This is a genomic window from Allobosea sp. 05T433, from assembly GCF_056396065.1.
This window is the reverse complement of the sequence record NZ_JBFTKS010000019.1, coordinates 26,386-49,149: the sequence shown is the minus strand read 5'-3', so window position 1 is coordinate 49,149 and position 22,764 is coordinate 26,386. Positions and strand designations below refer to the sequence as shown.

Here is a 22,764-nt window from a genome sequence, read left to right as displayed (position 1 = left end):
CGCCCGATGGCACCGGCTGCACGGATTGGGGGCTGACCACAGGTGGCGAACGGATCTGACCGGCGCGAGCCGCTTGTCGACGCGCTGGCGACGGACGCGCATGAGCTGGATTTTCGCCCCTCCTCCGAGGATCGGGAGGGTGAGACCACGGCGCGCGGGCCGGCCTCTCAGGTCAGCGCTGATGCGTCCAGCCAGCCCGGGAAGGCCCGGCGCGTGGGCGGCGGCTTGGTCCTGAGAAAGCTGGCCTGTGCCGGGCTCGTGCTTTGCCTGGGCGGCGTCATCCTCTTGGGCGGCGGCGTCGCCTACTACGCCGCGCAGCTGCCTCCGCTCAGCCAGCTCACGGTGCCGAAACGGCCCCCGAACATCGCCATCCTGGCGAGCGACGGCTCGCCTCTCGCCAATCGCGGCGAGACGGGCGGCCGCGAGGTCTCGCTGGGGGAGCTGCCGCCCTCCCTGCCCAAGGCTTTCGTCGCCATCGAGGACCGGCGCTTCTACGACCATTGGGGCATCGACCTGATGGGCCTTCTCCGCGCAGCCTACCGCAATCTGGCCCATGACGGAGGCCTCCAGGGCGGCTCGACGCTGACCCAGCAGCTCGCCAAGAACCTGTTCCTGACCCAGGAGCGCACGGTCTCGCGCAAGATCCAGGAAGCGATCCTGTCGCTCTGGCTGGAGCGCAGCTACAGCAAGGACCAGATTCTCGAACTCTATCTCAACCGGGTCTATTTCGGCGCCGGTGCCTATGGTGTCGAGGCCGCGGCGCAGCGCTATTTCGGCAAGTCGGCCCGCAACCTGTCGCTGTCGGAAGCCGCCCTGCTGGCCGGCCTCGTCCAGTCCCCCTCGCGCCTGGCCCCCAGCCGCAACCGGGAAGCCGCACAGGCCCGCGCCGAACGCGTCATCGCGGCGATGAAGGAGCTCGGCTTCATCACCCCCGACATGGCCAGCACGGCTCTTGGCGCACCGGCGCAGATCGTGCGTCCCAAGGCGGCCGGCTCCGCCAATTATGCCGCCGACTACGTGATGGAAGCGCTCGACGACACCGTCGGCGCCATCGATTCCGACATCGTGGTCTCGACCACCCTCGAGCCAGCCCTGCAGGCGGCGGCCGAGCGGGTGCTCGTGGACGAACTCGACGCCAAGGGCCAGAAATTCAATGTGAGCCAGGGCGCCTTCGTGGCGATGCGGCCGGACGGGGCCGTGACAGCGCTGGTGGGTGGCCGCAACTACGAGACGAGCCAGTTCAACCGGGCGACCTCCGCCCGCCGCCAGCCGGGCTCGGCCTTCAAGCCCTTCGTCTATCTGACGGCGCTCGAGCGGGGGCTTCGCCCCGACACCGTGCGCTCGGATTCGCCGGTCAACATCAACGGCTGGAAGCCCGAGAACTATGACCGCGGCTATCGCGGGCCGATCACCCTGCGCAATGCTCTCGCCCTCTCCCTCAACACGGTGGCGGTGAAACTCACCATGGAGGTCGGTCCTCAGTCCGTCGTGCAAACGGCACAGCGCCTCGGCATTGCCTCGCCGCTCCAGGCCGACCCCACGATCGCGCTCGGAACCTCCGAAGTCACGCCGCTCGAGCTCGTCGGCGCCTATGCCAGCTTCGCCAACGGGGGCTTCGGGGTCGTGCCCTACKTGATCACCGAGGTGAAGGCTGCGGATGGCAAGCCGATCTTCAGCCGCCCGGCGCCGGACGATGCGGGCCGGATCATCGATCCAGGCACCGATGCGATGATGAACGCGATGCTGCACAACGTCTTCGTCATCGGCACGGCCCAAAGGGCGCGGATGCCCGGCTGGCCCATGGCCGGCAAGAGCGGCACCACCAACGACTACAAGGACGCCTGGTTCGTGGGCTTCACCGGCAATCTGGTTGCCGGCGTCTGGCTCGGCAACGACGACAGCACACCCACCAAGGGCGTATCCGGCGGCAACCTGCCGACCGATATCTGGCACAATTTCATGAAGATCGCCCTCAAGGACCAGAAGCCGGTCGGCCTGGCGGGCGTGGCCGGCGCCGGACAGGATCCGCGCTACGCCAATGAAAGCGGCAAGGGCCAACCCCGGCAGCGCACCAAGCGCCAGAAGAATTTCTTCGAGAGGCTGTTCGGGCTCTGAGGTCCAGTCGTTCGGCCCAGAGCTGAGCCCGTTGTTGTCACGGGGCCGCTCCGAGGCTGCGCCAGGAGCAGACTCTGGCTGGTGGCCTGGAAGCAGAGATTGCAAATCGTCTCGCCTGAATTCCGTTCGCGACCCATCTGGGACTGCGGGGAGGTCCGCTTTCTGTCGGGCCGATTGACCCGAAAGGAGAGGCCGAGATTGGACCGTCCGCTTGCCGGCGGATTTCCCGAAAAGCGGGATGATCTTGGGAGCGGCTGTTGCCAGTTGTGTTACTTCGTCGGCTGAGAGCGCGCGGTGAGCTTGTTTCCGTCCGGATCGCGAAGGTAGGCGACGAAGGCTCCGTTCGGGCGCTCGCTGGGTGGGCTCTCGATCGCCGTCCCACCATGCGTGGTGCCGGCCTTATGCCACGCGAGAACATGGTCACGGCTCGCAGCGGCGATACCGATAGTCCCACCGTTGGCCGCGGTCGCTGGATTGCCGTCGATCGGCTTCGTGATCATCAGCCGACCGCCCTTGTGGGCATAGATCAGCCGGCCTCTGGCATCTATCTCGCCAGGCTCGCCTCCTAACGCGGCGAATGTGGCGTCGTAGAAATCTCTAGCCCGCTCCAGGTCGTTGCTGCCGATCATGACATGAGTGAACATGCTTCTATCTCCAAAGAGGGCCTGTGCGAGATAGTCGCGCGCGGTCCGCAAGCGCCCCCCAGAATGCCGTCGCGGCACAGGCGATCGTGGGACTTAGGAGGCTCGGTGAGCTAGCGCGAGCTCGCGGCCATGGCCCGACCATTCGTCGGCCGGGCCATGGCCCTCCATTCGTCAGAACATGTGGAAAGGTGGCTTGGCGTCGTCTGGCAGGAGCGCCTTATAGGGCGTCCGGACCAGGCGCTCCTCGAAGTCGGCCTTGGCCTTTTCCAGCAATCCCGGTTCGACGAGCACGTCCGCGGCTACGCCCGCCATGACCTTCGCAACGTGAACCATGCCCTTGTGCGCCAGCGGCGATTGACCATGGGCCGTCAACTGCCAGGAATGCCCCGGCGTGCCGATCGTATACGTCGCGCCCCGCGCCTGTACCGTCGGCACGGCCCAGGAGACATCACCGACATCGGTCGAGCCCATCATACGCGGCCCCGGCACCTCCTTGGGTGCGATCGCGTTGCACAGGGGAAAATCCGTCACCGGCAATCCCGAGCGGCGAAATGCGCTTTCGATATGCGCGGGCGTCACGCACTTCTGCATGCGCCTGGCGAAGGCGACGTCGTCTGCATCGAACGGAGGCGGGCCAAGCCGATCGAAATTGCGCTGCATGGCATCCTCCAGGGGCGTGTTCGCCAGCAAGCTGCTCATCGCGCTGACGACTTCGCTGGTGACCGTGGTCTCCGTCATCAGTGCCGCTCCTTCGGCGATTTTCCGGACCCGGGCGAGGAGTTCATGGACCTGGGAGACCATCGTCGCCCGCACGACATATCGGAGCTTGGCCTTGGCTTGGACAACGTTCGGCGCGATGCCGCTTGCTTCGAGATACGCGTAGTGGATGCGCGCATCGCTCGGCATGTGCTCGCGCATGTAGTTGACGCCGACATTCATCAACTCGGCGGCGTCGAGCGCTGAACGGCCGAGATGCGGAGAAGCGGCGGCATGGCTGGCGCGCCCGGAAAACTCGAAGTCGATCGTCGTGTTGGCCAGGGATAAGGCTGCCGTCACCGCCGCAAAATCCGCGGGATGCCAGGAAATCGCGATGTCGACGTCCTTGAAGGCGCCCTCCTTGACCATGAACGCCTTGCCTGCCCCACCTTCTTCCGCCGGGCAGCCATAGTAGCGGACGCGGCCCTTGAGCCCACGCTCCGCGAGGAAATCCTTGACCGCCGCGGCCGCCAGCATGGCGCCGGCCCCCAGCAGGTTATGGCCGCAGCCATGGCCGGCCGGCTGGTCCGGAAGCGGTTGATGCTCGGACATGCCGGGGGCTTGCGAGAGCTCAGGCAGCGCGTCGTACTCGCCGAGGATGGCGATCACCGGGCCGTCCTCTCCCGCCTCGCCCATGACGGCGGTCGGCAATCCGGCGATGCTCGTCTCCACGCGAAATCCCTCGCGCCGAAGCTGCTCGGCGTGGGCCGCAGCCGACTTGACCTCGCGGTAGTTGAGTTCGGGCATTTCAAAGACGCGGTCGCTCAACTCGATGTAGTCCGCCTGCTTTGAATCGACGATCGTCCAAATCTTATCGGTATTCTGCACAGCCTTCTCCCGAGATTGCATTCGCGCCATAGAGGCCGCTGAAGGCCGCCGTCATCCGCAATCGCCGGATATCGACAGCCCCAGCCTTCGGGAGGCTACTACAAGGCGAACGGCAGAATGGCCGAATTTTACTCAGAAGAATCGGCAATTATTGCAGACTGATCGACGTTTGCTTGTGCGCTTCGAAATTCGCGATGCTTGCCTTTGTCCGTTCGTCCAACGACGGAGTCGGCTTTGCGCCCCAAGGCCTAGCCGTGAGCACGGCTAACGGAGCTTGGCGATCCCGATGCCATCGCGTTTCGCGCTGTCGATGGTTTCTTCGCTGTGGGTCATCGCTTTCGAAATCGAGTGGCAAGGCGGATCGTCTCCAAACCCCCTTACGCCCCCTGGGGGATATTCCTGTCGGGCTCGCGCGCAGAGACCGCCGGTGCTTGCCGAACGCAAGTGCAGGAGCCAATCATTCTCTGATCTCGCTTCTGATGCTAGGCATGCAAACATGCTCCGGTCGATCCAACAGCTTCGGGACAGCTCCGCGGTGGGCGCGCTGCTTGCCGATGGCGAAGAGCAATTGACGCTGATGGGCGGCGGCTCCGAATACCGCATGCCGTGGCATTGGCACGACTGCCTGATGATATTCCTGCCGCATGTCGGAGCGGTCGATTTCCGCGACGAGTCCAGACAATCCGGCGCCTGGCTGAGCGAGGACCGTTTCGTCGTCGTTCCGCCGGGCCTCGCGCACCAGACCTCGGCAGCCCGGCCGGTCCATCGCCATGTGGCGATCTACGCTGCAGATGGACAACTGGCGAAGATCGAGGCCCGCATCGGCTCATTGCATCGTGTGCGCGGCAAGCTCGGACGAACAGGCTTTTTCCCAATGACGTCCGAGATCCGGTCGCTTCGCGGGCTGTGCCAGAGTGGGCAGGCCGATGACGCCGTTGCGCAGGTCACGCGCAGCCACCTCGCTGCGGCATTGCTGATCAATTGCCTCGCGCAGATCGAGCGAAGCGATGAACTGTCCGGCGCGCGCCCGGAGGGTCATGGCGAGATGCTGGTTTCGGAGATCAGGTCGTTCATCAGCCAGAACGCCAGCAAGGACCTGCCGCTCGACCTCATCGCCGACAGGTTCGGCTTGTCCAGACGCCATGCAACACGCTTGTTCCGCGACAAGACAGGCTTCTCGATCGCCACCTTCCAGGACCATGAGCGGATCAGGCAGGCGCAGGAGCTGCTGGTCGAGACCACGCTTCCCATTGGCGAGATCGCCTGGCGCGTCGGCTTCGAATCCGGCTCCGCCCTGGCGCGGGCGATGAAGCGCCTGACCGGCCTGACACCCACGACCGCGCGGCGGGACCTGGCCCGATCCGACAAGTCTTGAGGCCCGCTCGGTCGCGCGAGGGCCGCCCCGCCCCTTATCCTGGCGGGATGCTTCAAGAGCCAGGGGAGGACATGCGATGCAGGGCGCTCAACCAACAGACTTCGTCATTGGTTCGGATCTGACGCAGACATTTCCGGTCGGCTCCGGGACTGCCGCCGTCGACGCCGTCGCGCCGTCCATGACGCGATCGGGGCTGCAACGATGAACGACATCAGGCTTGTCAACGTCTTCACCCATAGGGGAAGCGGCGGGAATCCTTGCCCGATCGCGATCGATGCGTCGGGATGGCCCGACGAAAGAATGCAGGCGGAGGCCCAGCGCTTCGGCCACGAATCCGGCTTCGTCCTGCCAGGCTCCAGTGCCGATTTCGATTATGCCTTCCGCTTCTGGGTGCCGCGCCACGAGATGGAAATGTGCGGGCACGCCACGATCGGCGCGCTGTGGTGCCTCGCCATGGCTGGCAGGCTCCAGGCCGATCAGCTGCGCATCGAGACGCGCAGCGGGCCGGTGACCGGCTATGTCGATCTGACGGATCCCGATGACCCGTCGGTCGAGATCAGCCAGCCGGCCGGCAAGGTCGTCGACCTGACAGCGGCCGAGGAGGAGGAGGTTCTGGCGACCCTCAACCTCTCGCGCCGTGATCTCCTCGACCTTCCCATCCAGAATGCGGTGACATCGCGCGTCAAGACGCTCATCCCCATGAAAAGCACCGCGCTTCTGAATGGCCTCTCGTTGAACATGAGGCGGACGGAAGACTGCTGCGGGCGCATCGGCTCCACGGGCCTGTATCCCTACGCGATCGAGGATCGGGGCGCGCGGCGTTTCGAGGCGCGGCAATTCCCGAAATCCTCAGGCTATCCCGAGGATGCAGCAACCGGCATCGCGGCTGCGGCCCTGGCCTTCGGCTTGCTCAGGAACGGGCTGGTGGGTCGCGACAGCCAGCGCATCACCATTCTTCAAGGGCGGGCCATGGGTTCCCTGTCCGAGATCGGCGTGCGCCTGGGATTTGCCGATGACAGGCCGGTCGGCTGTCTTCTTGGAGGCTCCGTCAAGCCAGCGGAACCGCACGAATGGCATCAGGGCAGCGAGCGCTTTGCCGTCTAGGGGTTTCGCGCCGACGCTTCTCCTGGTCGAGCCCCCTATCGCGCCTGATCGCGGCCCTGCCGTGGCTCGACTGCGGCGATAGAGGCGTCGCGCGAGGGGCCGGGCTGGTCGCGGCAGAGCTCGACCAGCCCTGCCCGGTCGCCGGCCTCGAACGCTGCGATCATCGCCCCCTGCCCGGCGCAGGCCTGCGCCAGATGGGCCGGTTTGCTGCCGTGTTCGATCGGTCGCGATTGGCGCGAAATGGCAAGACGGGCAGGCTGTCCACGCACGAAATGCCCGCCGCGGGACTCGCGGGCCGATTCGTCCGCGATTGCGTGCTGCAGCGAGCCGGAGCGCTCACGCAGGAGCCGGCACGGCAGGGGACAAGCAGCAATGTCAGGCGCAACGGCGCGCGATCTCGCCTTTCCGCAGTCTGCCGACACAGTCTCCTGCGCGACGGTTCTCAGGATCGACAGCAGGTGGCCCCCGCGCCAGGCCAGGGGGGCAAGCCCTATGCCGGATTGCGCCGCGAAGGCCGCAGCCCTATCCCGGCAGTATCGGGGCGTCCCTCCCTTGCAAGGCGTTCAGAACGTTCTCCGTACCGGACAATTGTCTGGCTTGGACGGACTGGTGTCGTCGACTTCCACGCGAGACTGAGACCATGGCTGCTGTTTCAACGACCGACGAGCTCGAGGTTGCATCCGGGATGCTCCATCGGTTCTCCATGCTGATCGAGGACGGTCTGACGAGGAGGCTGTCGGGCTGGCTCTCGTCCGGCGGTGCGTGGCACGATTTCGTCCAAGGTCTGGAGGCCGCCGGCTATCGTCCCGCGCTGCTGGCTCTCGGCATTGCAGCGGTTTGCCTGATTGCCGCTGTCGCAACGGCAGCTTTTGCCAGCGCGATCATCGGCAAAGTGAAGGCCCGGCCGCTTCTGTTCGGGGCCGCCTGGTTTGCGGCCGCCTTGCTCGCGGTGCTGGCGGCCTGGGTCCTGCTCCTCGGTCTCATCTCCGATACGGTGCTCCGCCGCGCCTTGCTCAACTGCGTCGTGATCTCGGCCGTGGCGACAATGATCTGTTTCCCGCTGGCCACCGGTCGCAGGTCGATCTTCTGGCCTTGGCGACGCGATCTCGCGGTCGCCATCGGCATCGCGGCCGGCGGCCTGGTGGTCCTTGCCTGTCTGCGCATATGGAATGCGGCCGATCCGCTACGCGATCTCTTCGCGACATTCGCGGTGTCCTTGCCGTTCACCATTCTGGTCGCAGCCGCGTATCTTCGTCATCGCGGGCTGGTGACCAGGGTTCTGTCATTCGGCAGCGGGGCAGGATCGCTCCGCCGGAGGCTCGCCGCGCTCTGGCCCGGGCTGGTGGTGGCGGTCGTCATCGCCGCCTTCCTCTTCATCCAGCTGGACCTAACGATCGGAAGGCCGACGCGGGGCGGATTGTTGCTGCTTTCGCTTCTTCTGGTTCTCGCCGGTCCTCATCTCGACGTCGCCATCGAAAGACGCGGCTGGCAGGCGGTTCGCTCGCAGGGCGGAGAACTGGCGGGCGCGCTGTGGCGCACCTTCCGCATCGTGGTCGCGGCATCGATTCTCGCGGTCTTGGCCACGCTCTGGCTCCTGCCGATCCTGGATGTCGTCGGCATTCCGCGGGGCACCGTCCTGCTGAAAGCTGGCGAGATCCTGATGCTCGTGCTGGTCATTGCCTTCTGCTGGAACTGGGTGGCCATCATGGCCGCGCGCATCAGACCTCAAACGCCGGGCGATCCGCAGGTCCCCGCCGCCATGATCGGCACGCGGCTGACCACTGTCGGCCCATTGCTCGTGGGCCTCACCAAGGCCGCGCTCCTGACGCTGGGGGCTCTGACCGTCCTGGTGATGCTCGGCATCAATGTCTGGCCACTGATCACCGGCCTCTCGATCTTCGGCCTGGCGATCGGGCTGGGCTCCCAGACACTGGTCAAGGATGTGGTGGCCGGTCTGTTTTTCCTCGTCGATGATGCCTTCCGCCTGGGCGAATATATCGAGACCTCGGGAGCCAAGGGCACTGTCGAGAGAATTTCGTTGCGATCGGTCTCCTTGAGGCACCCGCGTGGTCCGGTTGCGACCATTCCCTTCGGGCAGATCGGGAAGATCCAGAATTTCAGCCGCGAATGGGTCATCGAGAAGATGATGTTCCGGGTTGCCTTGGACACCGATGTCGAAGCCGTGCGGAAACTGTTCAAGAAGATCGGGCAGGAGATCGAAGCGGATCCGGAGCTGAACGCCGATCTGCTTGAGCCGTTCAAGAGCCAGGGCATTGCAGCGCTCGAGGAAGGCACTCTGGTGATCCGCGCCAAATACAAGGCCCGGGCCGGGCGTCAATTCCAGATCCGCAAGGCGATCCTGTCCAAGGTGCGGATCGTGCTGGCGGAGAACGGCATCAAACTGGTGCCCAAGCCCCTTCATGTCCCCGAGATGGGTGGGTGAGCCTGGCTGTTCGCCTTCGTTTACCGGGCATCGGGGCCTTGCGGCCACAAGAACCGGTCCAGCCAGAAGAACGGGTCCAAGCCGAAGCATCGGCCGCTCATCTGCGACGGGGCGCTAGGGCGACCCAGCAGGTCAGCGAATAGACAACCGATCCCACGGCGACCATCGCGATCTCAGCCATATCGCGCTCCATCGATCCTCCGGCCGTCAGGCAACCAGACATCGGGCGAATCTCGGGCGGGGCTTTGACCAGTCGGCACGGCCTGACAGTCGAAGCCTTCATCCGATCGATCGCTGTCCGATCAGCAGACGAAACCTGTCCAGATCATTTCGCGCATTGCCCGGCCGCCGGGTCTTGCCATTTGGCGCCAATCGCGTCGGCAATCGTTCGATCTCGTCAGGGAAGACGCCCCGGCCGAGCACGGCGATATCTGCGAGATCGCCCGCTTCTTCCGCGTCACGGCGGAGATCGCCATGGTGCGTGAGGCTCATCCGCCGCAGTTGGACGTGGTCTATCCCTGATCCTTGAGGAGACGCTCGACGCAGGTCGCCAGCGAGCCGCGCCATGCGGGAAGCGTAACGCCGTGCCGCGCAGCGAGCTTGCCGCAGTCGAGCCGTGAATTGGCCGGCCTCCGCGCTGGCGTCGGGTAATCCGTCGTGGCGATGCGCTTGACCGCGACCGACTTGCCGCCGAGCCGCTCCCGGTCTGCGAAGATCGCCTCGGCGACATCGGCCCAGACCGCTTCCCCCGCAGCACTCATGTGAAAGATGCCGCGCAGTGTTTCGTCCTGGGGGCGGGCGACCAGATTGCGCGCCACCGCCAGGACGGCGTCGGCGATGTCGAGCGCGCTGGTCGGGCAGCCATGCTGGTCCGCGACCACGCCGACCTCGTCGGTTGTTTCGGCCAGGCGCAGCATGGTTTTGACGAAATTCTTGCCGAAGGGGCTGTAGATCCAGGCCGTGCGCAGGATCGCGTGGTTGTCCGAGGCGGCCGCGACCGCCCGCTCGCCAGCCAGCTTGCTGGCACCATAGGCTGAGATCGGCCCGGTCGCGTCGTCCTCGCGATAGGGCCGATCGAGCGCCCCGTCGAAGACGTAGTCGGTCGAGATCTGGATGACGGGGACGCCAAGTGCGGCAGCCGCGCGCGCCGCTTCACCGGCCGCCTCGCCGTTGACGCGCATGGCGAGGTCGGGTTCGCTCTCAGCCTGGTCCACCGCCGTATAGGCCGCCGCATTGACGATGACATGGGGCCTGGCCGCGCGCAGTGCTGGCGCGATCATTTTGGGGATGGCGAGATCCAGATCCGGGCGGCGGAGCGCGACGACTTCAACACCGGCCGGCACGCGCTCCAGCATGGCGCGGACGACCTGGCCGGTCCAACCGGTGACGACGATGCGCAGACCCATCAGTCGAAAAACCGCAGCATCTCGGCGAGCCGCGGATGCTTGCGATCCTTGTCGGAGAGGGGCAGCGAGGACAGGGGCAGAGCCTCGGCGATGCCGAGGGCCGGATCATCGAAGGCAAGCCCATGATCGTTCTCGGGCGCGTAGGGCCCGGTGGTCTTGCAGAGCACTTCGGTGTCCGGCTCGTGTGTGACGAAGGGCATTGTCATGTCTCCGGCCTGTTTGCGCGGCACGATATGACCGCTGGCCCTGATGTTGTCCGCTTGAACCGATCCCCCACGTAGATCGACGAATTTTCGCGGCTCGTCTATGGACGCGAGCGGGGCCCGAGTCCGCAACACCTCCCGGCTCATGATCATAGTGACCTCCAGTGCTGAAGATCAGCCTCGTCTTCGCCAAATTGAATGGCCGAAAAGCGGACGTACCCAACGTCAGAAAAGGCAGTTCCGGACATTGTCACCCGCCCCCCGGCCAAAGCCCCCCTATCGAGCCTGATCGCGGCCCTGCCTCTGCTCCACGGCGGCGATATAGGCGTCGCGGGAGGGGCCGAGATGGTCGCGGCAGAGCTGGACCAGCCTCGCCCGGTCGCCGGCCTCGAGCGCGGCGATCATCGCCCAATGCTCGGCGCAGGCCAGCGCCAGATGCGAGGGGCTGGCTGCCGTGATCGAACGGGCGCCATGAACCTTCTGCGCCATCATCTGGACCAGCTCGACCAGGTGCGGATTGCCGCAGGCGGCAAAGAGCGCCTCGTGAAACGCCATATTGGCGCGGAAGGCCGCGCGCGCGTCGGCGTCGGTGACCGCGGCCGCATGGACGTCCTGAATGGCTTTCAGCCGTGAGACGATCTCGGAGCCGGCCGGCAGCGGAATCTGCTCAGCCGCCAAGGTCTCCAGCGCCTCGCGCACCGAATAGATCTGGCGCACCTCTTGCGGCTCCAGCAGCCTGACGGCTGCGCCCTTGTTCGGCACGCGCTCGACCAGCCCGACCCGCTCCAGCTCGGCCAGGGCCTCGCGCACGACATGGCGCTTCACCTCGAGCCGAGCGGCGATGTCCTCCTCGATCAGGCGCTCGCGCGGCAGCAGCCAGCCAAGCACGATCTCCTCCTCGAGGGCATCGGCCACCATGCGGATGCGGTCGGCGGTGGCGGGCTTCAACGCGAGGACGGACATGCGACTTATTCCAGTTCCAACATAATTGTTGACAATCATGTCAACGGCAACGCCTCATCATGTCATGACGAGCACCAATGACAAGACGGCCCCCGCCAAACCGGCCCCGCGCGGCATGCGCCGCAATCTCGCCAGCTATGGCGATCCCGGCTTTTCGCTGTTCCTGCGCAAGGCGTTCATCAAGGCGGCCGGTTTTTCCGACGATGCGCTCGACCGGCCGATCATCGGCATCACCAACACCTTCAGCGACTTCAACCCCTGCCACGGCAATGTTCCGCGCCTGATCGAGGCGGTGAAGCGCGGTGTCATGCTCGCCGGCGGCCTGCCGATGGAGTTCCCGACCGTCTCGATCCACGAGTCGTTCTCGAACCCGACCTCGATGTTCCTGCGCAACCTGATGGCGATCGACACCGAGGAGATGATCCGCGCCCAGCCGATGGATTCGGTCGTGCTGATCGGCGGCTGCGACAAGACCGTCCCGGCGCAGCTGATGGGCGCGGTCTCGGCCGATATCCCCGCGATCCAGCTCATCACCGGCCCGATGCTGGTCGGCCACCACAAGGGCGAGATCCTCGGCGCCTGCACGGATTGCCGCAGGCTCTGGGGCCAGCACCGGGCCGGCACGATCGACGAGGCCGAGATCGAGGTCTTGAGCGGCAGGCTCGCACCGACGCAAGGCACCTGCATGGTCATGGGCACGGCCAGCACCATGGGCTGCCTCGTCGAGGCGCTCGGCATCGCGCTGCCCGGCACCGGCACGATTCCGGCGACCCATGCCGACCGCATCCGCGCCGCCGAAGCCAGCGGCAAGCAGGCTGTTGCGCTGGCCAAGGGGGGCGAGAGCTCACGTGGATTGCGGCCGAGCGAATTGCTGACCGAGACCGCCTTCCGCAACGCCATGGTGGTGCTGCAGGCGATCGGCGGCTCGACCAACGGGCTCGTCCATCTCGCGGCCATCGCGCGGCGCGCAGGCTTGAGCATCGATCTCGAGGAGTTCGACGCGATCGGCCGCGCCGTGCCGGTGCTGATCGATCTGAAGCCGTCGGGCGATCATTACATGGAGCATTTCCACTGGGCCGGCGGCGTGCCGAAGCTGATGAAGGAACTGCGCGCGCATCTGGCGCTCGACGCCATCACCATCAGTGGCCAGACCATCGGCGAGATCGCGGAGGCCGCCGAGGAGGTGCCGAACCAGACGATCATCCGCAGCGCCGCAAACCCGCTGAAGCAGACCGGCGGCATGGCCGTGCTGCGCGGCAACCTGGCGCCTGGCGGCGCGGTGATCAAGCATTCGGCCGCCTCTCCTGCCCTGCTCCAGCACACCGGCCGGGCCGTCGTCTTCGACTCCGTCGAGGACATGGTGACGCGCATGGACGATCCCGCGCTCGATGTGACTGCCGATGACGTGCTCGTGCTGCGCAATGCCGGCCCCAAGGGCGCGCCCGGCATGCCGGAGGCCGGTTATCTGCCGATCCCGAAGAAGCTCGCCCAGGCCGGCGTCAAGGACATGGTCCGCATTTCGGATGCCCGCATGAGCGGCACCGCCTTCGGCACGATCGTCCTGCACATCACGCCTGAATCGGCGGTGGGCGGCCCGCTCGGGCTGGTCCGCGACGGCGACCTGATCAGGCTCGACGTGCCCGCCCGCCAGATCGAATTGCTGGTCGAGGCGGCCGAGCTCGACCGCCGCAGGGCAGAATGGCAGGCGCCCGCCCATCTCAGCGAGCCCTCGCGCGGCTATCGCGGGCTCTATCTGAAAAGCGTCCTCCAGGCCGATGAAGGCTGCGATTTCGACTTCTGCTGACTGGCCGCAGCGCGGCTCAAGACACGTGATGCAGGGCCGGACGAACCGGCCCGCAGCCCAACCCGGAGGACAATGCCCGATGCTGAAACGCGCCTTTCTCGGCGGCACGCTCGCCGCTCTCTCACTTGCCGGTCTGTCACTTGCCGGTCTGTCACTTGCCCTTGCCGGTCCCGCAGGCGCGCAGGCCTATCCGCAAAGGCCGGTCACGCTGCTCGTGCCCTATGCGCCGGGCGGGGCGACCGACATTATCGGCCGCGTCATCGCCGAGGAACTCTCGCAGACGATCGGCCAGCGCGTCATCGTCGAGAACCGCGCCGGCGCGGCCGGCAGCGTCGGCGCGGCTGCCGTCGCCCGCTCCCAGCCCGATGGCTATCTGCTGCTGATGGGCGCGCTCACCAGCCACTCGATCAATATGGGGCTGCAGGCCAAGCCCGGCTTCGACCTGAAGAAGGATTTCGCGCCGGTCACCATCGCCGGCACGGTCGGCCTGGCGCTCGTCGTCCACCCCTCGGTGCAGGCGAAGACCATCCCCGAGCTGGTCGCGCTCGCCAAGGCCAAGCCCGAGGACTTCAACTACGCCTCCTCCGGCAACGGCTCGCCGCAGCATCTGGCCGGCGAGATGTTCAATGCGCGCGCCGGGACGAAGCTCGGCCACGTGCCCTATCGCGGCAGCGGCCCGGCGATGACCGACATGATCGGCGGCCAGGTCAAGGTGATGTTCGACACCATTCCCTCCGTGCTCCAGCATGTGAATGCGGGCTCGCTGAAGGCGATCGCGACCACCGGCCGCGAGCCCTCCCCCTTCATGCCGGATTATCCGACGGCGATCGCGCAGGGGCTGCCCGATTTCGAGATCGGCTCCTGGTTCGGGGTGCTCGCCCCGGCCGGCACGCCGCAGCCGATCATCGACAAGCTCAACGCCGAGATCGTCAAGGCGCTGAAAAGCCCCAAGGCGCTGGAAGCGATGAAGCTGCAGGGCGTGACGCCCAAGCCCGGCACGCCTGCCGAGGCGGCCGCGCTGATCGACAGCGAGATGACGAAATGGAGCGACCTGATCAAGGCGACCGGGCTGAAGCCGGAGTGATGGAATTTGGCTCCGCGCTGCGCTAGGCCGGAGCGGTGGCACCGGTGAGATCCTGCGCTCATCGACGCCAGCCCTTGGGAGCGAGAGCATCATGACAAACCCCATCGAGCGCATCGCCATTGTCGGCGCCGGCATGATCGGCGCGAGCTGGGCGGCGCTCGCCTGTGCTCATGGCGTCGCTGTCGCGGCTTACGACCCCTCGCCCGCAGCCGAGGAGAAATTCTTCACTTACGTCGAGCGCGCCCGTTCGCAGCTCGCCGAACTGGGGCTTGCCGGCGCGGGGGCGCTCAGCTTTTCGACCAGGCTCGGCGCGGTGCTTGAAGGCGCGCAGTTCATCCAGGAGAACGGCCCGGAGAACGAGGCCGTGAAACGGCAGTTGCTGAGCCAGATCGACGCCCAGACGGCGCCGGATGCGATCATCGCCAGCAGCACCTCGGCCCTGCTGCGCAGCGCCATCGTCGCCGAGTGCCTCCGGCCCGAGCGCATCATCGTCGCCCATCCGTTCAACCCGCCCCATCTCGTGCCCCTGGTCGAGATCATCGGCGCGGATGAGGCCGTCATTGCGCAGGCCTGCGCCTTCTATCGCGTGCTCGGGCGCAGGCCCGTGGTGCTGAACCGGGAAATGCCGGGCCATATCGCCAACCGGCTGGCGTCGGCGCTCTATCGCGAGGCGGTCCATCTGGTCGAGCAGGGCGTGGCCAGCGTCGCCGATATCGATGCCGCCCTGTGCCATGGGCCGGGTCTGCGCTGGGCCCTGATGGGCCCGCACATGACCTATCACCTCGGCGGCGGCGCCGGCGGCATCAAGGGCTATCTTGCCCATCTCGGGCCGAGCCAGCTCAGGCGCTGGGAATCGCTCGGCCAACCGACTTTAAGCGAAGAGGTGCAGCGCCGGATCGTCGAGGGGGTCGCAGAGGAGAGCGCCGGCCGCTCGATCGCCGAGCTGGAAGCGCGCCGCGACGAGGGCCTGCTGGCGCTGCTGAAATCGCGCAAGCTGGTGAGCGAGTAGGCGGGGGCACAGGCCTGAGTTGGCGCGCAGCAAATCCCGCGCGCAGTCCCTTCGCGGATCAGGCGGCGGCACGCCCCTCGGCCCTGACAGGTGCCCTACAAATCGGTGATCGGCCCCGTGCCCTCGCGGAAGGTTCTCTCCTGCCCCCGCGTCCGCGACGCGTCCCGGCGCTCGATCTGGACGGAGAGGCTGAAGTCAAGCGCGCCGGAGCAGCGGCCACTCAGCGTGATCCTCGTTTCCCCCTGGTCGTGGCTGAAGCTGCAGGTGAGGGATTGGCTGAACCCGGGGCGTTGATCCTGCGCCCAGGCTGGCGATGTCGCGGCCAGGACCAGGGCCGCCGCAAACGCCTTGTCGGTCAGGGTGTGTCGCATCGGTCTGTCCTCCCGTCGACCAAACGTGGGAGTGCGCCTCATGATCAGGTCGGCGTGACGAATTGTGGGGCTCGGCATCCGCGGGATGACCGCGATCCCACCGGACGAGCCGGCGCCTCATCTCGCTTGCACGCGACGGGCCAAACTTAGCACAGCGCTCGCCCGCCGTGCCACACATCCCTCTGCCCGGAGAGACTGAGCGCATCATCCATCTCGATGCGAGGCGATCAGCTTGGACCTTGTCATCGGCGCGGACTCCCGCGTTCGTGCCAATATCTGAGTCATCCCGGCTGCTTGGGCTGAGATCATCACGTTCCAGTGGAACTTCACTGCGCCTTCTCATAGGCGGCATATTGCTCCTCCGTCATGCCCGGCAGCGTCTGCACGAAGGCAACGGCGGCCCGCAGGTCGTCGTCGCCATGGCTGTCCGCGAAGGACGGCATGCCGGTCATCCGAACCCCGTTCTTGACGATCCAGAAGATTTCGGCGGCGGGTGGGCGAAGCGATGGTGACCGACGGCGGGTCGGCCATCAACGCGGCGGGGCTGCCGGGCTCTTCCCGCTCGATTGACAGCATGTCGAATATTGCTACGCAGGCCGGCGAGGGAACGTCCTCAGTCCTGTTGCGGGATTAAAATCTCCGGGGCCGGCCCGGCCCGTTTTTTGGTTCCCGTGCGTGACTAAACCCAGACCTTGGACATCAAGCACTGCCCTGCTTGTCCGGTGGTTCATCTCATCGGCGACGCTCTCTGTCCCGCAGGCCGCAGGGCCGGTCGCCTTCGCGCTGGTCGCCCTGGCTCTGACGGGAGACACGAGCGGCGGCGCAGCGATGATCCTGGCGATGACGCTCGCGCAAGTGGTCGGTGCGATCCCGATCACCCGGGTCGGCAGACGCTTCCCGCCGACGACGTTCCTGCGGCTGCTGGTGGTCTTCCGGACCCTTGCGCTGGCCTCCATCGCAGTGCTGGCTCACCACGGGGCCGCGTTCGGCTGGCTCGTCGCATTCTCAGCCCTGGCAGGGGCGGTGAACGGCGCTGCCTTCGGCTATCTGCGCACGGTGCTCAACGCGCTGGCGCCGGCTGCGAAATTGCCGCGAGCGCTCGGCATCTCGGCGACCCTCAACGAGGTGACGTTCGTCCTGGCTCCCGTGGCCGCCTCCGGGCTGGGCGGCGTCTCGCCGGTCTTCGCCGTGCTGGTTGTCGCGGCGCTCGGGGCGATTCCAGCCCTGCTGGTGCCGACGACCGCCGCAGCCGCAGTGGAGGACGCGCATCATCCCGATGCGTCCGTGGTGAGCCCGGCGATCCTGCTCTGGCTGATGTGCGCCGCCGCAGGTGGATCGACCGTGGCGGCGATCGAGATCGGCGCTGTCGCTCTCGCCCTGCATTTCGGCTACCAACCGACGCTCGCGATCCTGTTCACGGTGCCACTTTGCCTGGCTTCGGTGGCGGGCGGTGTCTGGGTCAGCATTCGCAACCGCATGCAGACGCGCAGGGCTGTCCTGATCCAGCTGACGATCATGACGGTCGGCTCCATCCTCGTCGCGCTCCAGATCTCGCTGGCGGTCACGGTCCTTGGCGCGGTCCTCGTCGGAATGGTTCTGGCCCCGCTCGGCACCTATTACTCGCTTGCTCTCGACGCGCTCGCCCCTCCGAAGAAGCGGCCCGAGGTCTTCGCCCTGCTTCGCACCGCGAACGCAACCGGCGTCATCCTGGCCAGCGCGGTGATGACGGCCGTCTCCCTGTCCACGGCCCTGATCGTCGTGAGCTGCCTGATGATCACGGTCGTGGTCGTCGTCGGCCTGTCCTCGCGCATCAAAACCTGAGGGTCGGCGCCCGCGCTTCACAGCTTCGGCCCGGCTCAGTCCTGCCATGCCGGCAGCCTCCACCCCTTCACGGTCGTTGTGGCCTTCGCAATCGCCCCTGCCCCGGCGCTTGGAGCCCCCAGCTCAGGGCGCGGGGGGCGTGTCCGGCCGGCGACGGTCGTGATCGTTGCTGGCGTAGTAGCTGCGCTTGTTCTCATACATCAGCCGGTCGGCCCGTTTCACCAGGGACTCCATGGTTTCGCCCGGCTCGGAGGTGGCCATGCCGAGCGAAAGGCTGAGCGCCGTGTCGCCATGGAACTGGTTATTGAGCTCGATCAGCTGCTGGACATTGGCCAGAACCAGCCCCGCCTCGCCCGTGCCGGCGCCCGGCAGCACCACGGCGAATTCGTCGCCGCCGATCCGTGCCGCGAAGAGCGGCTTGTCCACCGCCTTGGCGAGCACCTCGCCGGCGCGGCGCAGCAGATCGTCGCCAGCGCCATGGCCGCACTCGTCATTGACGCGTTTCAGGCCGTTGAGATCAACCAGCATCAGCGAGACGCGCTGCGTGCGCTTGCGTTCGAGACGGTTGAGCTCGTCGACATAGAAGCTGCGGTTGTAGAGCTTGGTCAGCACGTCGTGCTTGCCGAGGAATTCGAGATAGGCCTCGGCCTTGCGCCTTGCCGTGATGTCGGTCAGCGCGACCTGGACCAGCGACCAGCTCTGTTCATGGCCGGGCAGCACCGAGAACTGCAGGTGCAGGTAGAGCAAGGTGCCGTCGAGCTTGTAGTTCACCACCTCGCGCTGCTGGAAGATCTTGCCGTTCCAGAGATCGATGAGCTGCTCGCGGAAGGGGACGCGCATCTCGCCGCGAAAAGCCTCGTCGAGATTGTCGAGCAGATGCGCCTTGTCGTGCGCCGCGAAGAGCTCGAGCGTGTGCCTGTTGACGTCGATCACCCTGATCTCGTGCATGCAGCGGTCGATGAATTCGGGATGCACCTCGGTGAAGACGCGCAGATCCTCGATGCCCTGCTCGCGCAGATCGTCGAGCAGGGCTTTGACATGGCGGAAATCCTCGACCCAGAGCGAGACCGGCGAATGGTCGAACAGGCCGCGCGCATAGGCCTCGCTCGCCACCAGCTCGCGCCGCGCCTGCTCGCGTTCGGTGATGTCGTCGATGGCGACCAGCACCCGGTCCCAGCTCGCCTCATGTCCCGGCAGGATGCGCCCGTTGATCTGGACGTCGAGGCGGCCGCCCGACAGCGTGTAATTGACGGTGCGGCTGCTGAAATCGAGCTTGCCCTCCCAGAGCTGGACCAACTCGTCGACATGGCTCTTCAGCATGTCGGCCCGGAAGACCTGGTCAAGATTGGCCATCAGGTGCGCGGTGTCGTCGGCGCCGAACAGAGTCAGGGTCTGCTGGTTGACCTTGAGCAGGCGGATGCGGCTGGAGCAGGCCTTGACCCGCCCAATATCGGCTTCGAGGAAGGCGCGCAGATCGTCGACGCCCTGCGTGCGCCATTCCGCAAACAGCGCCTGGATGCCGCTATAATCCTCCAGCCAGAGCGAGACCGGCGCGAGATCGAACATATGCCGATCATCGGCGGCAACAGGGGTGATGGCAGGGGGCACGCTTGTCATCGACCATTCCAATTCCGGCTTGCCCGGAGGGCTCAAGCCACCGATCGCCGGGGCGGCCAAGCCTGATTCGTCAGGCGCCATGATACCGCAAGTTGTGGCGCAGGTTCGCCCGTCGGGTCGCTGCCCGATCGGCCTGCGCGGGAGCGGTCGTCACGTCGACGCCAATACTGGAGCATCGCCTGCTCCTGCCCTCTGTCCGCAGGGACCTGCGAGGCGCAGCCGGCGCAAATCGTCGATCTGAAGGAAGCCCTGGAAGCCCCGGCGGCGGCGACTTTCTGCGAACCCGACAAATCAGCCTTAACTACGATCCCGCATCTCACGCACAAATCGTCGATCGCACTCCAAAGTACATTTGAGGCTGTTGGCGTTCCGCGTTAGTATTTCTAGTGGAAACGATGATACTCGACATCGTTCCTGCTTTCAGCCCTTGCCTATGCGTTCCTTGCCTATGTCTTCTGGTGGGTTCACGAGGGCGTTCCATGTCGGCTCAAGAACGCGGGCTTGCCCGCCTCATGCTTAGGCTCCCCGCGTTCCGCAATCGCTTCGCGCGAATGCAAGCCCCCCGGTTTCGCGGCGTCTGCGAGGAGTACGACGTCATCTGGGAGGTGATCACCCACCGGTCCCAGGACCAACGCTGCGCGATGTTCAGCTTCGATGATTACTGCCGCCTCGCGGTCTCGATCGAGAGCGACGCGATCGCGATGGCCGAGGCCGTTTCCGATCCCGGCACCATCGGCATCCTTGGCGTGTGACAGCCGGACCGACTGACGCATCCCTCCCCGTGAAGGCAACGCCTGCCAGTATCCGCCAAACTTGGCACAGTCTGCCTGCGTCCGGGGAATCCACTTGCGACCCAGCTCGGACTCTCCTCCCCTCGCCTGGGAGCGTCCGGATGAGTGGTTTGCAGAAGTCAGGCCGGGTTCATCGAGGGGCCGGATCGCGCGCTTAAGCGGAAGTTGGGCCGAGCCCGTATACCGGGCAATTCGCGCATAGTCTCGCCCTTAGCGTGCGTTCGACACCGGGCGTGATGGGGCGCGAATGGCCTGAGCGACCGCGACGGCGATCTTTTGCGCTACGCCACTTTCGAGGTCGATGAGATTCCCGGAACGCAGATCGGCCTCGTAAATTGCGGACCAGATAATGGCTGATGTGTCTCGGTCGACGAGGCGGCTGGTAATCCTGAGTTTGCCCTCGCCAGCACGGATCATGCCTTCAAGGATGTGCCGGGCGTCGAAATGGCGCCGGGCCACGGACCGCCGCGACGCCAACGCATTGGAAGCCTCGCTTCGAACGACCGTCAACTCCCGAAAGGTCGCGAGTTGTGAAAGCACCTCTTCGGAAAGACCTGTCGCGAAAGCACCGGCTTCTGCGGTCGGGGAGAGGTTGGTGAAGGCCTTGACGAGAAGCGAAGGACCAAGGGGGCTTGTCGATGACGCAGCCGGTCGCGATTGGTCTATCATCCCGATGAATGCCAAGAGAGTGCCGAACACCAGTGCGGTAGCCGAGCCGACGAGCCAGGCGCGCCTGAGCCAATCGAAGAATGATGCGCGGGTTTGCGCCCTCGGCTGCGGCGTTGSGGCTGAGAGAGGCTGGGCAAGTGTCTGATCGTCCAGTCGCCAGGAGAAGCTCGGTACGTAGCTTCCTTTGGGAATTTCGATCAGGACGGGGTCTGTCTTGCCCTCAAGGAAATAGTAAAGCTCCAAGGCGCGCCTGAGCCGCCCGGCCTCGATACGAACGACCGGATCGTTCAGAACGTCGATGCTCGTATCCCGGCCGAAGACTTCGACAGCGACCGAATAGGCTTTGATGCGGTCTGCCCGCCCAGCGAGCGTCTGTTCAACCACGTAGGACAGAAACCGGCGTACCCGATCGGGCGCCTTGAAATCGCAGCTTTCTAAAATGCGGTGGAGTTGGGCGCGGATATCGGCTTCGCAGGGCCCCGACACCGGTTGGGAGGCCGCGGCATCAGAAACACAACTGGATGTCGCTTGGCGTTTCATGGAGTTAATCTCCCGCCCATCAGCTCTGGAACACTCATGATGCCCAGATAGACGCAGGCATCACAAGCCAAATTCTGATGATCTCCGAGTTTTCGATCCCCCGTCTCAATGTATAGTAGCGCTAACCGTCAAAGACGATCCTCTCGTTTAACGAATTTAAAGCCCCCCGAAAGAACCGGAATTTACGCTAACAGTTTGACACTGCGTCTCGCCTTTGACTTTCCGTCCCACGCAACTGCTCCAAACGCCCGCCCTCTTCGCGCGCCGAACTGGGCGGCACATTTGATGTCCCTAGGTACAATTTTCGCACCACTTCGATAATGGCAGGGTTCAACATCACGAGCGCTTGCTGTCTTGAAAGTCCAGGGGACCTGAAATGACAAAGATCAAACTTGCAATCTTCGCTACGGCGACGGCCGGAATCGCCTTCACCGGTCTTGCCGCGACAACGGAAGTCGCAAATGCCGTCGTTTATTGTAGCTATATTGGTTATCCCGCCGGATGCGTCGCGCGGCCCGGTGTGCGCCTCGTCGCTCGGCCCGTCGGGGTCGGAGCCGTCACCGCGCCTCGTCCGGGAAATCGCAACGGGGGTGTCAACAGGGTCGGCGTTCGCCGCTAGCGCCTTCCGGCGACCGAGCCGGGTTGCAGCGCTCTGCTATCAGGCGCCAAGCAGCTTGGGCGCATGACGTTAAATTCGACGACGCGATAGGTCAGCAAACCACCCTTTTGCGGACCTCGCATATCGATGCTTGAAGGTCGTGATGGGGTCGAGTCTCCCTGTTGGCGGCTTGGCCAGAAGGCTGGCAGATTGTCCCCGGACCCAGGCGCCCCCTGAGACCGGGGCCATGATCTTGGGCGCGGAAACCCCCGGCGCGGGCCGCCCGCAAGCTCCCTCCCCGGCCGACCTGATCACCACGAGCCGGTGCCTGCTCGTTCGCGCGGGACGGACTATCGAGGCCGACGAGGACGGGCCCGCCCCGACGCTCGGCGCCGTCAGGCTCTCGCTTGGCCGCTTCAGCGCTGCCGCAGAGATCGACGCCGCCGCCGCGGCCCTGATCGCGGGCTACCGGAGACTCCAGGCACGGTGACGCTTTGCCGGCCGGTTGCCTGAGGCGTTCCCGCTCATCGCTGGGACGCGGAACCAGACGTGATCGCCCGGCACGATCGCGTCCCCAGGGTTGCGAAGGTGGTGCTGGTGCCAGCCTGAATCAGGACAGAGGG

At 65.7% G+C, this 22,764-nt stretch carries 20 protein-coding genes; 10 read left to right on the top strand and 10 right to left on the bottom strand.

The window, feature by feature from the left end; genetic code table 11:
• The first annotated feature begins 42 nt into the window (after positions 1-42).
• Positions 43-2,115, top strand: coding sequence for a transglycosylase domain-containing protein (locus tag AC1DGP_RS23310; RefSeq protein ID WP_476832569.1), 2,073 nt, complete (start codon positions 43-45; stop codon positions 2,113-2,115).
• A 269-nt stretch (positions 2,116-2,384) separates the two neighbouring features.
• On the opposite strand, the gene AC1DGP_RS23305 is transcribed toward AC1DGP_RS23310, so the two are convergent.
• The gene (locus tag AC1DGP_RS23305; RefSeq protein ID WP_441508292.1) at positions 2,385-2,759 is read right to left on the bottom strand and encodes a VOC family protein; all 375 of its coding nucleotides are present in this window, start codon (positions 2,757-2,759) and stop codon (positions 2,385-2,387) included.
• Between the two features lie 171 nt (positions 2,760-2,930).
• Entirely contained in the window at positions 2,931-4,343 is a 1,413-nt protein-coding gene (locus AC1DGP_RS23300) for a M20 family metallopeptidase (protein WP_476832568.1), read from the bottom strand.
• Between the two features lie 496 nt (positions 4,344-4,839).
• Between AC1DGP_RS23300 and AC1DGP_RS23295 the strand changes: the two genes are divergently transcribed.
• Entirely contained in the window at positions 4,840-5,718 is an 879-nt protein-coding gene (locus AC1DGP_RS23295; RefSeq protein WP_476832567.1) for a helix-turn-helix domain-containing protein, read from the top strand.
• A gap of 201 nt (positions 5,719-5,919) precedes the next feature.
• Positions 5,920-6,822 carry a PhzF family phenazine biosynthesis protein gene (locus AC1DGP_RS23290; protein WP_476770743.1) on the top strand — a complete coding sequence of 301 codons (903 nt, stop codon included), beginning with the start codon at positions 5,920-5,922 and terminating at the stop codon, positions 6,820-6,822.
• Between the two features lie 35 nt (positions 6,823-6,857).
• Here AC1DGP_RS23290 and AC1DGP_RS23285 read toward each other — a convergent pair whose 3' ends face one another.
• Positions 6,858-7,091: a hypothetical protein gene (locus AC1DGP_RS23285; protein WP_441493829.1), complete on the bottom strand. Its 234-nt coding sequence runs from the start codon at positions 7,089-7,091 to the stop codon at positions 6,858-6,860.
• 371 nt (positions 7,092-7,462) lie between these two features.
• On the opposite strand from AC1DGP_RS23285, the gene AC1DGP_RS23280 reads away from it, so the two are divergent.
• A complete protein-coding gene (locus tag AC1DGP_RS23280; protein ID WP_476832566.1) occupies positions 7,463-9,265 on the top strand; it encodes a mechanosensitive ion channel family protein in 1,803 nt (600 codons plus the stop codon).
• Positions 9,266-9,777: 512 nt separating this feature from the next.
• Here AC1DGP_RS23280 and rfbD read toward each other — a convergent pair.
• The 3 genes from rfbD to AC1DGP_RS23265 all read right to left on the bottom strand — a co-directional run bounded on the left by rfbD (position 9,778) and on the right by AC1DGP_RS23265 (position 11,837).
• The gene (gene rfbD, locus AC1DGP_RS23275; protein WP_476832565.1) at positions 9,778-10,671 is read right to left on the bottom strand and encodes a dTDP-4-dehydrorhamnose reductase; all 894 of its coding nucleotides are present in this window, start codon (positions 10,669-10,671) and stop codon (positions 9,778-9,780) included.
• Positions 10,671-10,871: a dTDP-4-dehydrorhamnose 3,5-epimerase family protein gene (locus tag AC1DGP_RS23270; RefSeq protein WP_476770288.1), complete on the bottom strand. Its 201-nt coding sequence runs from the start codon at positions 10,869-10,871 to the stop codon at positions 10,671-10,673. The genes rfbD and AC1DGP_RS23270 overlap by 1 nt, the downstream gene beginning before the upstream one ends.
• 279 nt (positions 10,872-11,150) lie before the next feature.
• On the bottom strand, positions 11,151-11,837 hold the full coding sequence (locus AC1DGP_RS23265; RefSeq protein WP_476832564.1) for a GntR family transcriptional regulator: 687 nt from the start codon (positions 11,835-11,837) through the stop codon (positions 11,151-11,153).
• A gap of 64 nt (positions 11,838-11,901) precedes the next feature.
• Between AC1DGP_RS23265 and AC1DGP_RS23260 the strand changes: the two genes are divergently transcribed.
• From AC1DGP_RS23260 to AC1DGP_RS23250, 3 genes are all read left to right on the top strand, one after another.
• Positions 11,902-13,641, top strand: a complete 1,740-nt coding sequence (locus tag AC1DGP_RS23260; protein ID WP_476770286.1) for an IlvD/Edd family dehydratase — start codon at positions 11,902-11,904, stop codon at positions 13,639-13,641.
• Between the two features lie 79 nt (positions 13,642-13,720).
• Positions 13,721-14,725, top strand: a complete 1,005-nt coding sequence (locus tag AC1DGP_RS23255; protein WP_476770285.1) for a Bug family tripartite tricarboxylate transporter substrate binding protein — start codon at positions 13,721-13,723, stop codon at positions 14,723-14,725.
• Positions 14,726-14,816: 91 nt separating this feature from the next.
• A complete protein-coding gene (locus AC1DGP_RS23250; protein WP_476770284.1) occupies positions 14,817-15,734 on the top strand; it encodes a 3-hydroxyacyl-CoA dehydrogenase NAD-binding domain-containing protein in 918 nt (305 codons plus the stop codon).
• A 95-nt stretch (positions 15,735-15,829) separates the two neighbouring features.
• On the opposite strand, the gene AC1DGP_RS23245 is transcribed toward AC1DGP_RS23250, so the two are convergent.
• A complete protein-coding gene (locus AC1DGP_RS23245; protein ID WP_476770283.1) occupies positions 15,830-16,105 on the bottom strand; it encodes a hypothetical protein in 276 nt (91 codons plus the stop codon).
• Between the two features lie 326 nt (positions 16,106-16,431).
• Positions 16,432-16,587 carry a c-type cytochrome gene (locus tag AC1DGP_RS23240; RefSeq protein ID WP_441493704.1) on the bottom strand — a complete coding sequence of 52 codons (156 nt, stop codon included), beginning with the start codon at positions 16,585-16,587 and terminating at the stop codon, positions 16,432-16,434.
• Positions 16,588-16,780: 193 nt separating this feature from the next.
• Between AC1DGP_RS23240 and AC1DGP_RS23235 the strand changes: the two genes are divergently transcribed.
• Positions 16,781-17,926 (top strand): MFS transporter, encoded by a 1,146-nt coding sequence (locus AC1DGP_RS23235; RefSeq protein WP_476770282.1) that lies wholly within the window; start codon positions 16,781-16,783, stop codon positions 17,924-17,926.
• A gap of 123 nt (positions 17,927-18,049) precedes the next feature.
• On the opposite strand, the gene AC1DGP_RS23230 is transcribed toward AC1DGP_RS23235, so the two are convergent.
• Positions 18,050-19,543 (bottom strand): sensor domain-containing diguanylate cyclase, encoded by a 1,494-nt coding sequence (locus tag AC1DGP_RS23230; RefSeq protein ID WP_476770281.1) that lies wholly within the window; start codon positions 19,541-19,543, stop codon positions 18,050-18,052.
• A gap of 479 nt (positions 19,544-20,022) precedes the next feature.
• Between AC1DGP_RS23230 and AC1DGP_RS23225 the strand changes: the two genes are divergently transcribed.
• Entirely contained in the window at positions 20,023-20,295 is a 273-nt protein-coding gene (locus tag AC1DGP_RS23225; RefSeq protein ID WP_476770280.1) for a hypothetical protein, read from the top strand.
• 249 nt (positions 20,296-20,544) lie between these two features.
• On the opposite strand, the gene AC1DGP_RS23220 is transcribed toward AC1DGP_RS23225, so the two are convergent.
• Positions 20,545-21,543, bottom strand: a complete 999-nt coding sequence (locus AC1DGP_RS23220) for a hypothetical protein (RefSeq protein ID WP_476832563.1) — start codon at positions 21,541-21,543, stop codon at positions 20,545-20,547.
• Positions 21,544-22,388: 845 nt separating this feature from the next.
• Here AC1DGP_RS23220 and AC1DGP_RS23215 point away from each other — a divergent pair.
• Positions 22,389-22,631 carry a hypothetical protein gene (locus tag AC1DGP_RS23215; RefSeq protein WP_476770738.1) on the top strand — a complete coding sequence of 81 codons (243 nt, stop codon included), beginning with the start codon at positions 22,389-22,391 and terminating at the stop codon, positions 22,629-22,631.
• Positions 22,632-22,764 lie beyond the last annotated feature (133 nt).

What these genes read in the sequence shown, in the direction of transcription:
- AC1DGP_RS23215 (WP_476770738.1), top strand. Translation starts at nt 22,389, where the DNA reads ATGATCTTGGGCGCGGAAACCCCCGGCGCGGGCCGCCCGCAAGCTCCC.
- AC1DGP_RS23265 (WP_476832564.1), bottom strand. Translation starts at nt 11,837, where the DNA reads ATGTCCGTCCTCGCGTTGAAGCCCGCCACCGCCGACCGCATCCGCATG.
- AC1DGP_RS23225 (WP_476770280.1), top strand. Translation starts at nt 20,023, where the DNA reads ATGTCGGCTCAAGAACGCGGGCTTGCCCGCCTCATGCTTAGGCTCCCC.
- AC1DGP_RS23305 (WP_441508292.1), bottom strand. Translation starts at nt 2,759, where the DNA reads ATGTTCACTCATGTCATGATCGGCAGCAACGACCTGGAGCGGGCTAGA.
- rfbD (WP_476832565.1), bottom strand. Translation starts at nt 10,671, where the DNA reads ATGGGTCTGCGCATCGTCGTCACCGGTTGGACCGGCCAGGTCGTCCGC.
- AC1DGP_RS23270 (WP_476770288.1), bottom strand. Translation starts at nt 10,871, where the DNA reads ATGCCCTTCGTCACACACGAGCCGGACACCGAAGTGCTCTGCAAGACC.
- AC1DGP_RS23230 (WP_476770281.1), bottom strand. Translation starts at nt 19,543, where the DNA reads ATGACAAGCGTGCCCCCTGCCATCACCCCTGTTGCCGCCGATGATCGG.
- AC1DGP_RS23280 (WP_476832566.1), top strand. Translation starts at nt 7,463, where the DNA reads ATGGCTGCTGTTTCAACGACCGACGAGCTCGAGGTTGCATCCGGGATG.
- AC1DGP_RS23290 (WP_476770743.1), top strand. Translation starts at nt 5,920, where the DNA reads ATGAACGACATCAGGCTTGTCAACGTCTTCACCCATAGGGGAAGCGGC.
- AC1DGP_RS23260 (WP_476770286.1), top strand. Translation starts at nt 11,902, where the DNA reads ATGACGAGCACCAATGACAAGACGGCCCCCGCCAAACCGGCCCCGCGC.
- AC1DGP_RS23255 (WP_476770285.1), top strand. Translation starts at nt 13,721, where the DNA reads ATGCTGAAACGCGCCTTTCTCGGCGGCACGCTCGCCGCTCTCTCACTT.
- AC1DGP_RS23295 (WP_476832567.1), top strand. Translation starts at nt 4,840, where the DNA reads ATGCTCCGGTCGATCCAACAGCTTCGGGACAGCTCCGCGGTGGGCGCG.
- AC1DGP_RS23250 (WP_476770284.1), top strand. Translation starts at nt 14,817, where the DNA reads ATGACAAACCCCATCGAGCGCATCGCCATTGTCGGCGCCGGCATGATC.
- AC1DGP_RS23245 (WP_476770283.1), bottom strand. Translation starts at nt 16,105, where the DNA reads ATGCGACACACCCTGACCGACAAGGCGTTTGCGGCGGCCCTGGTCCTG.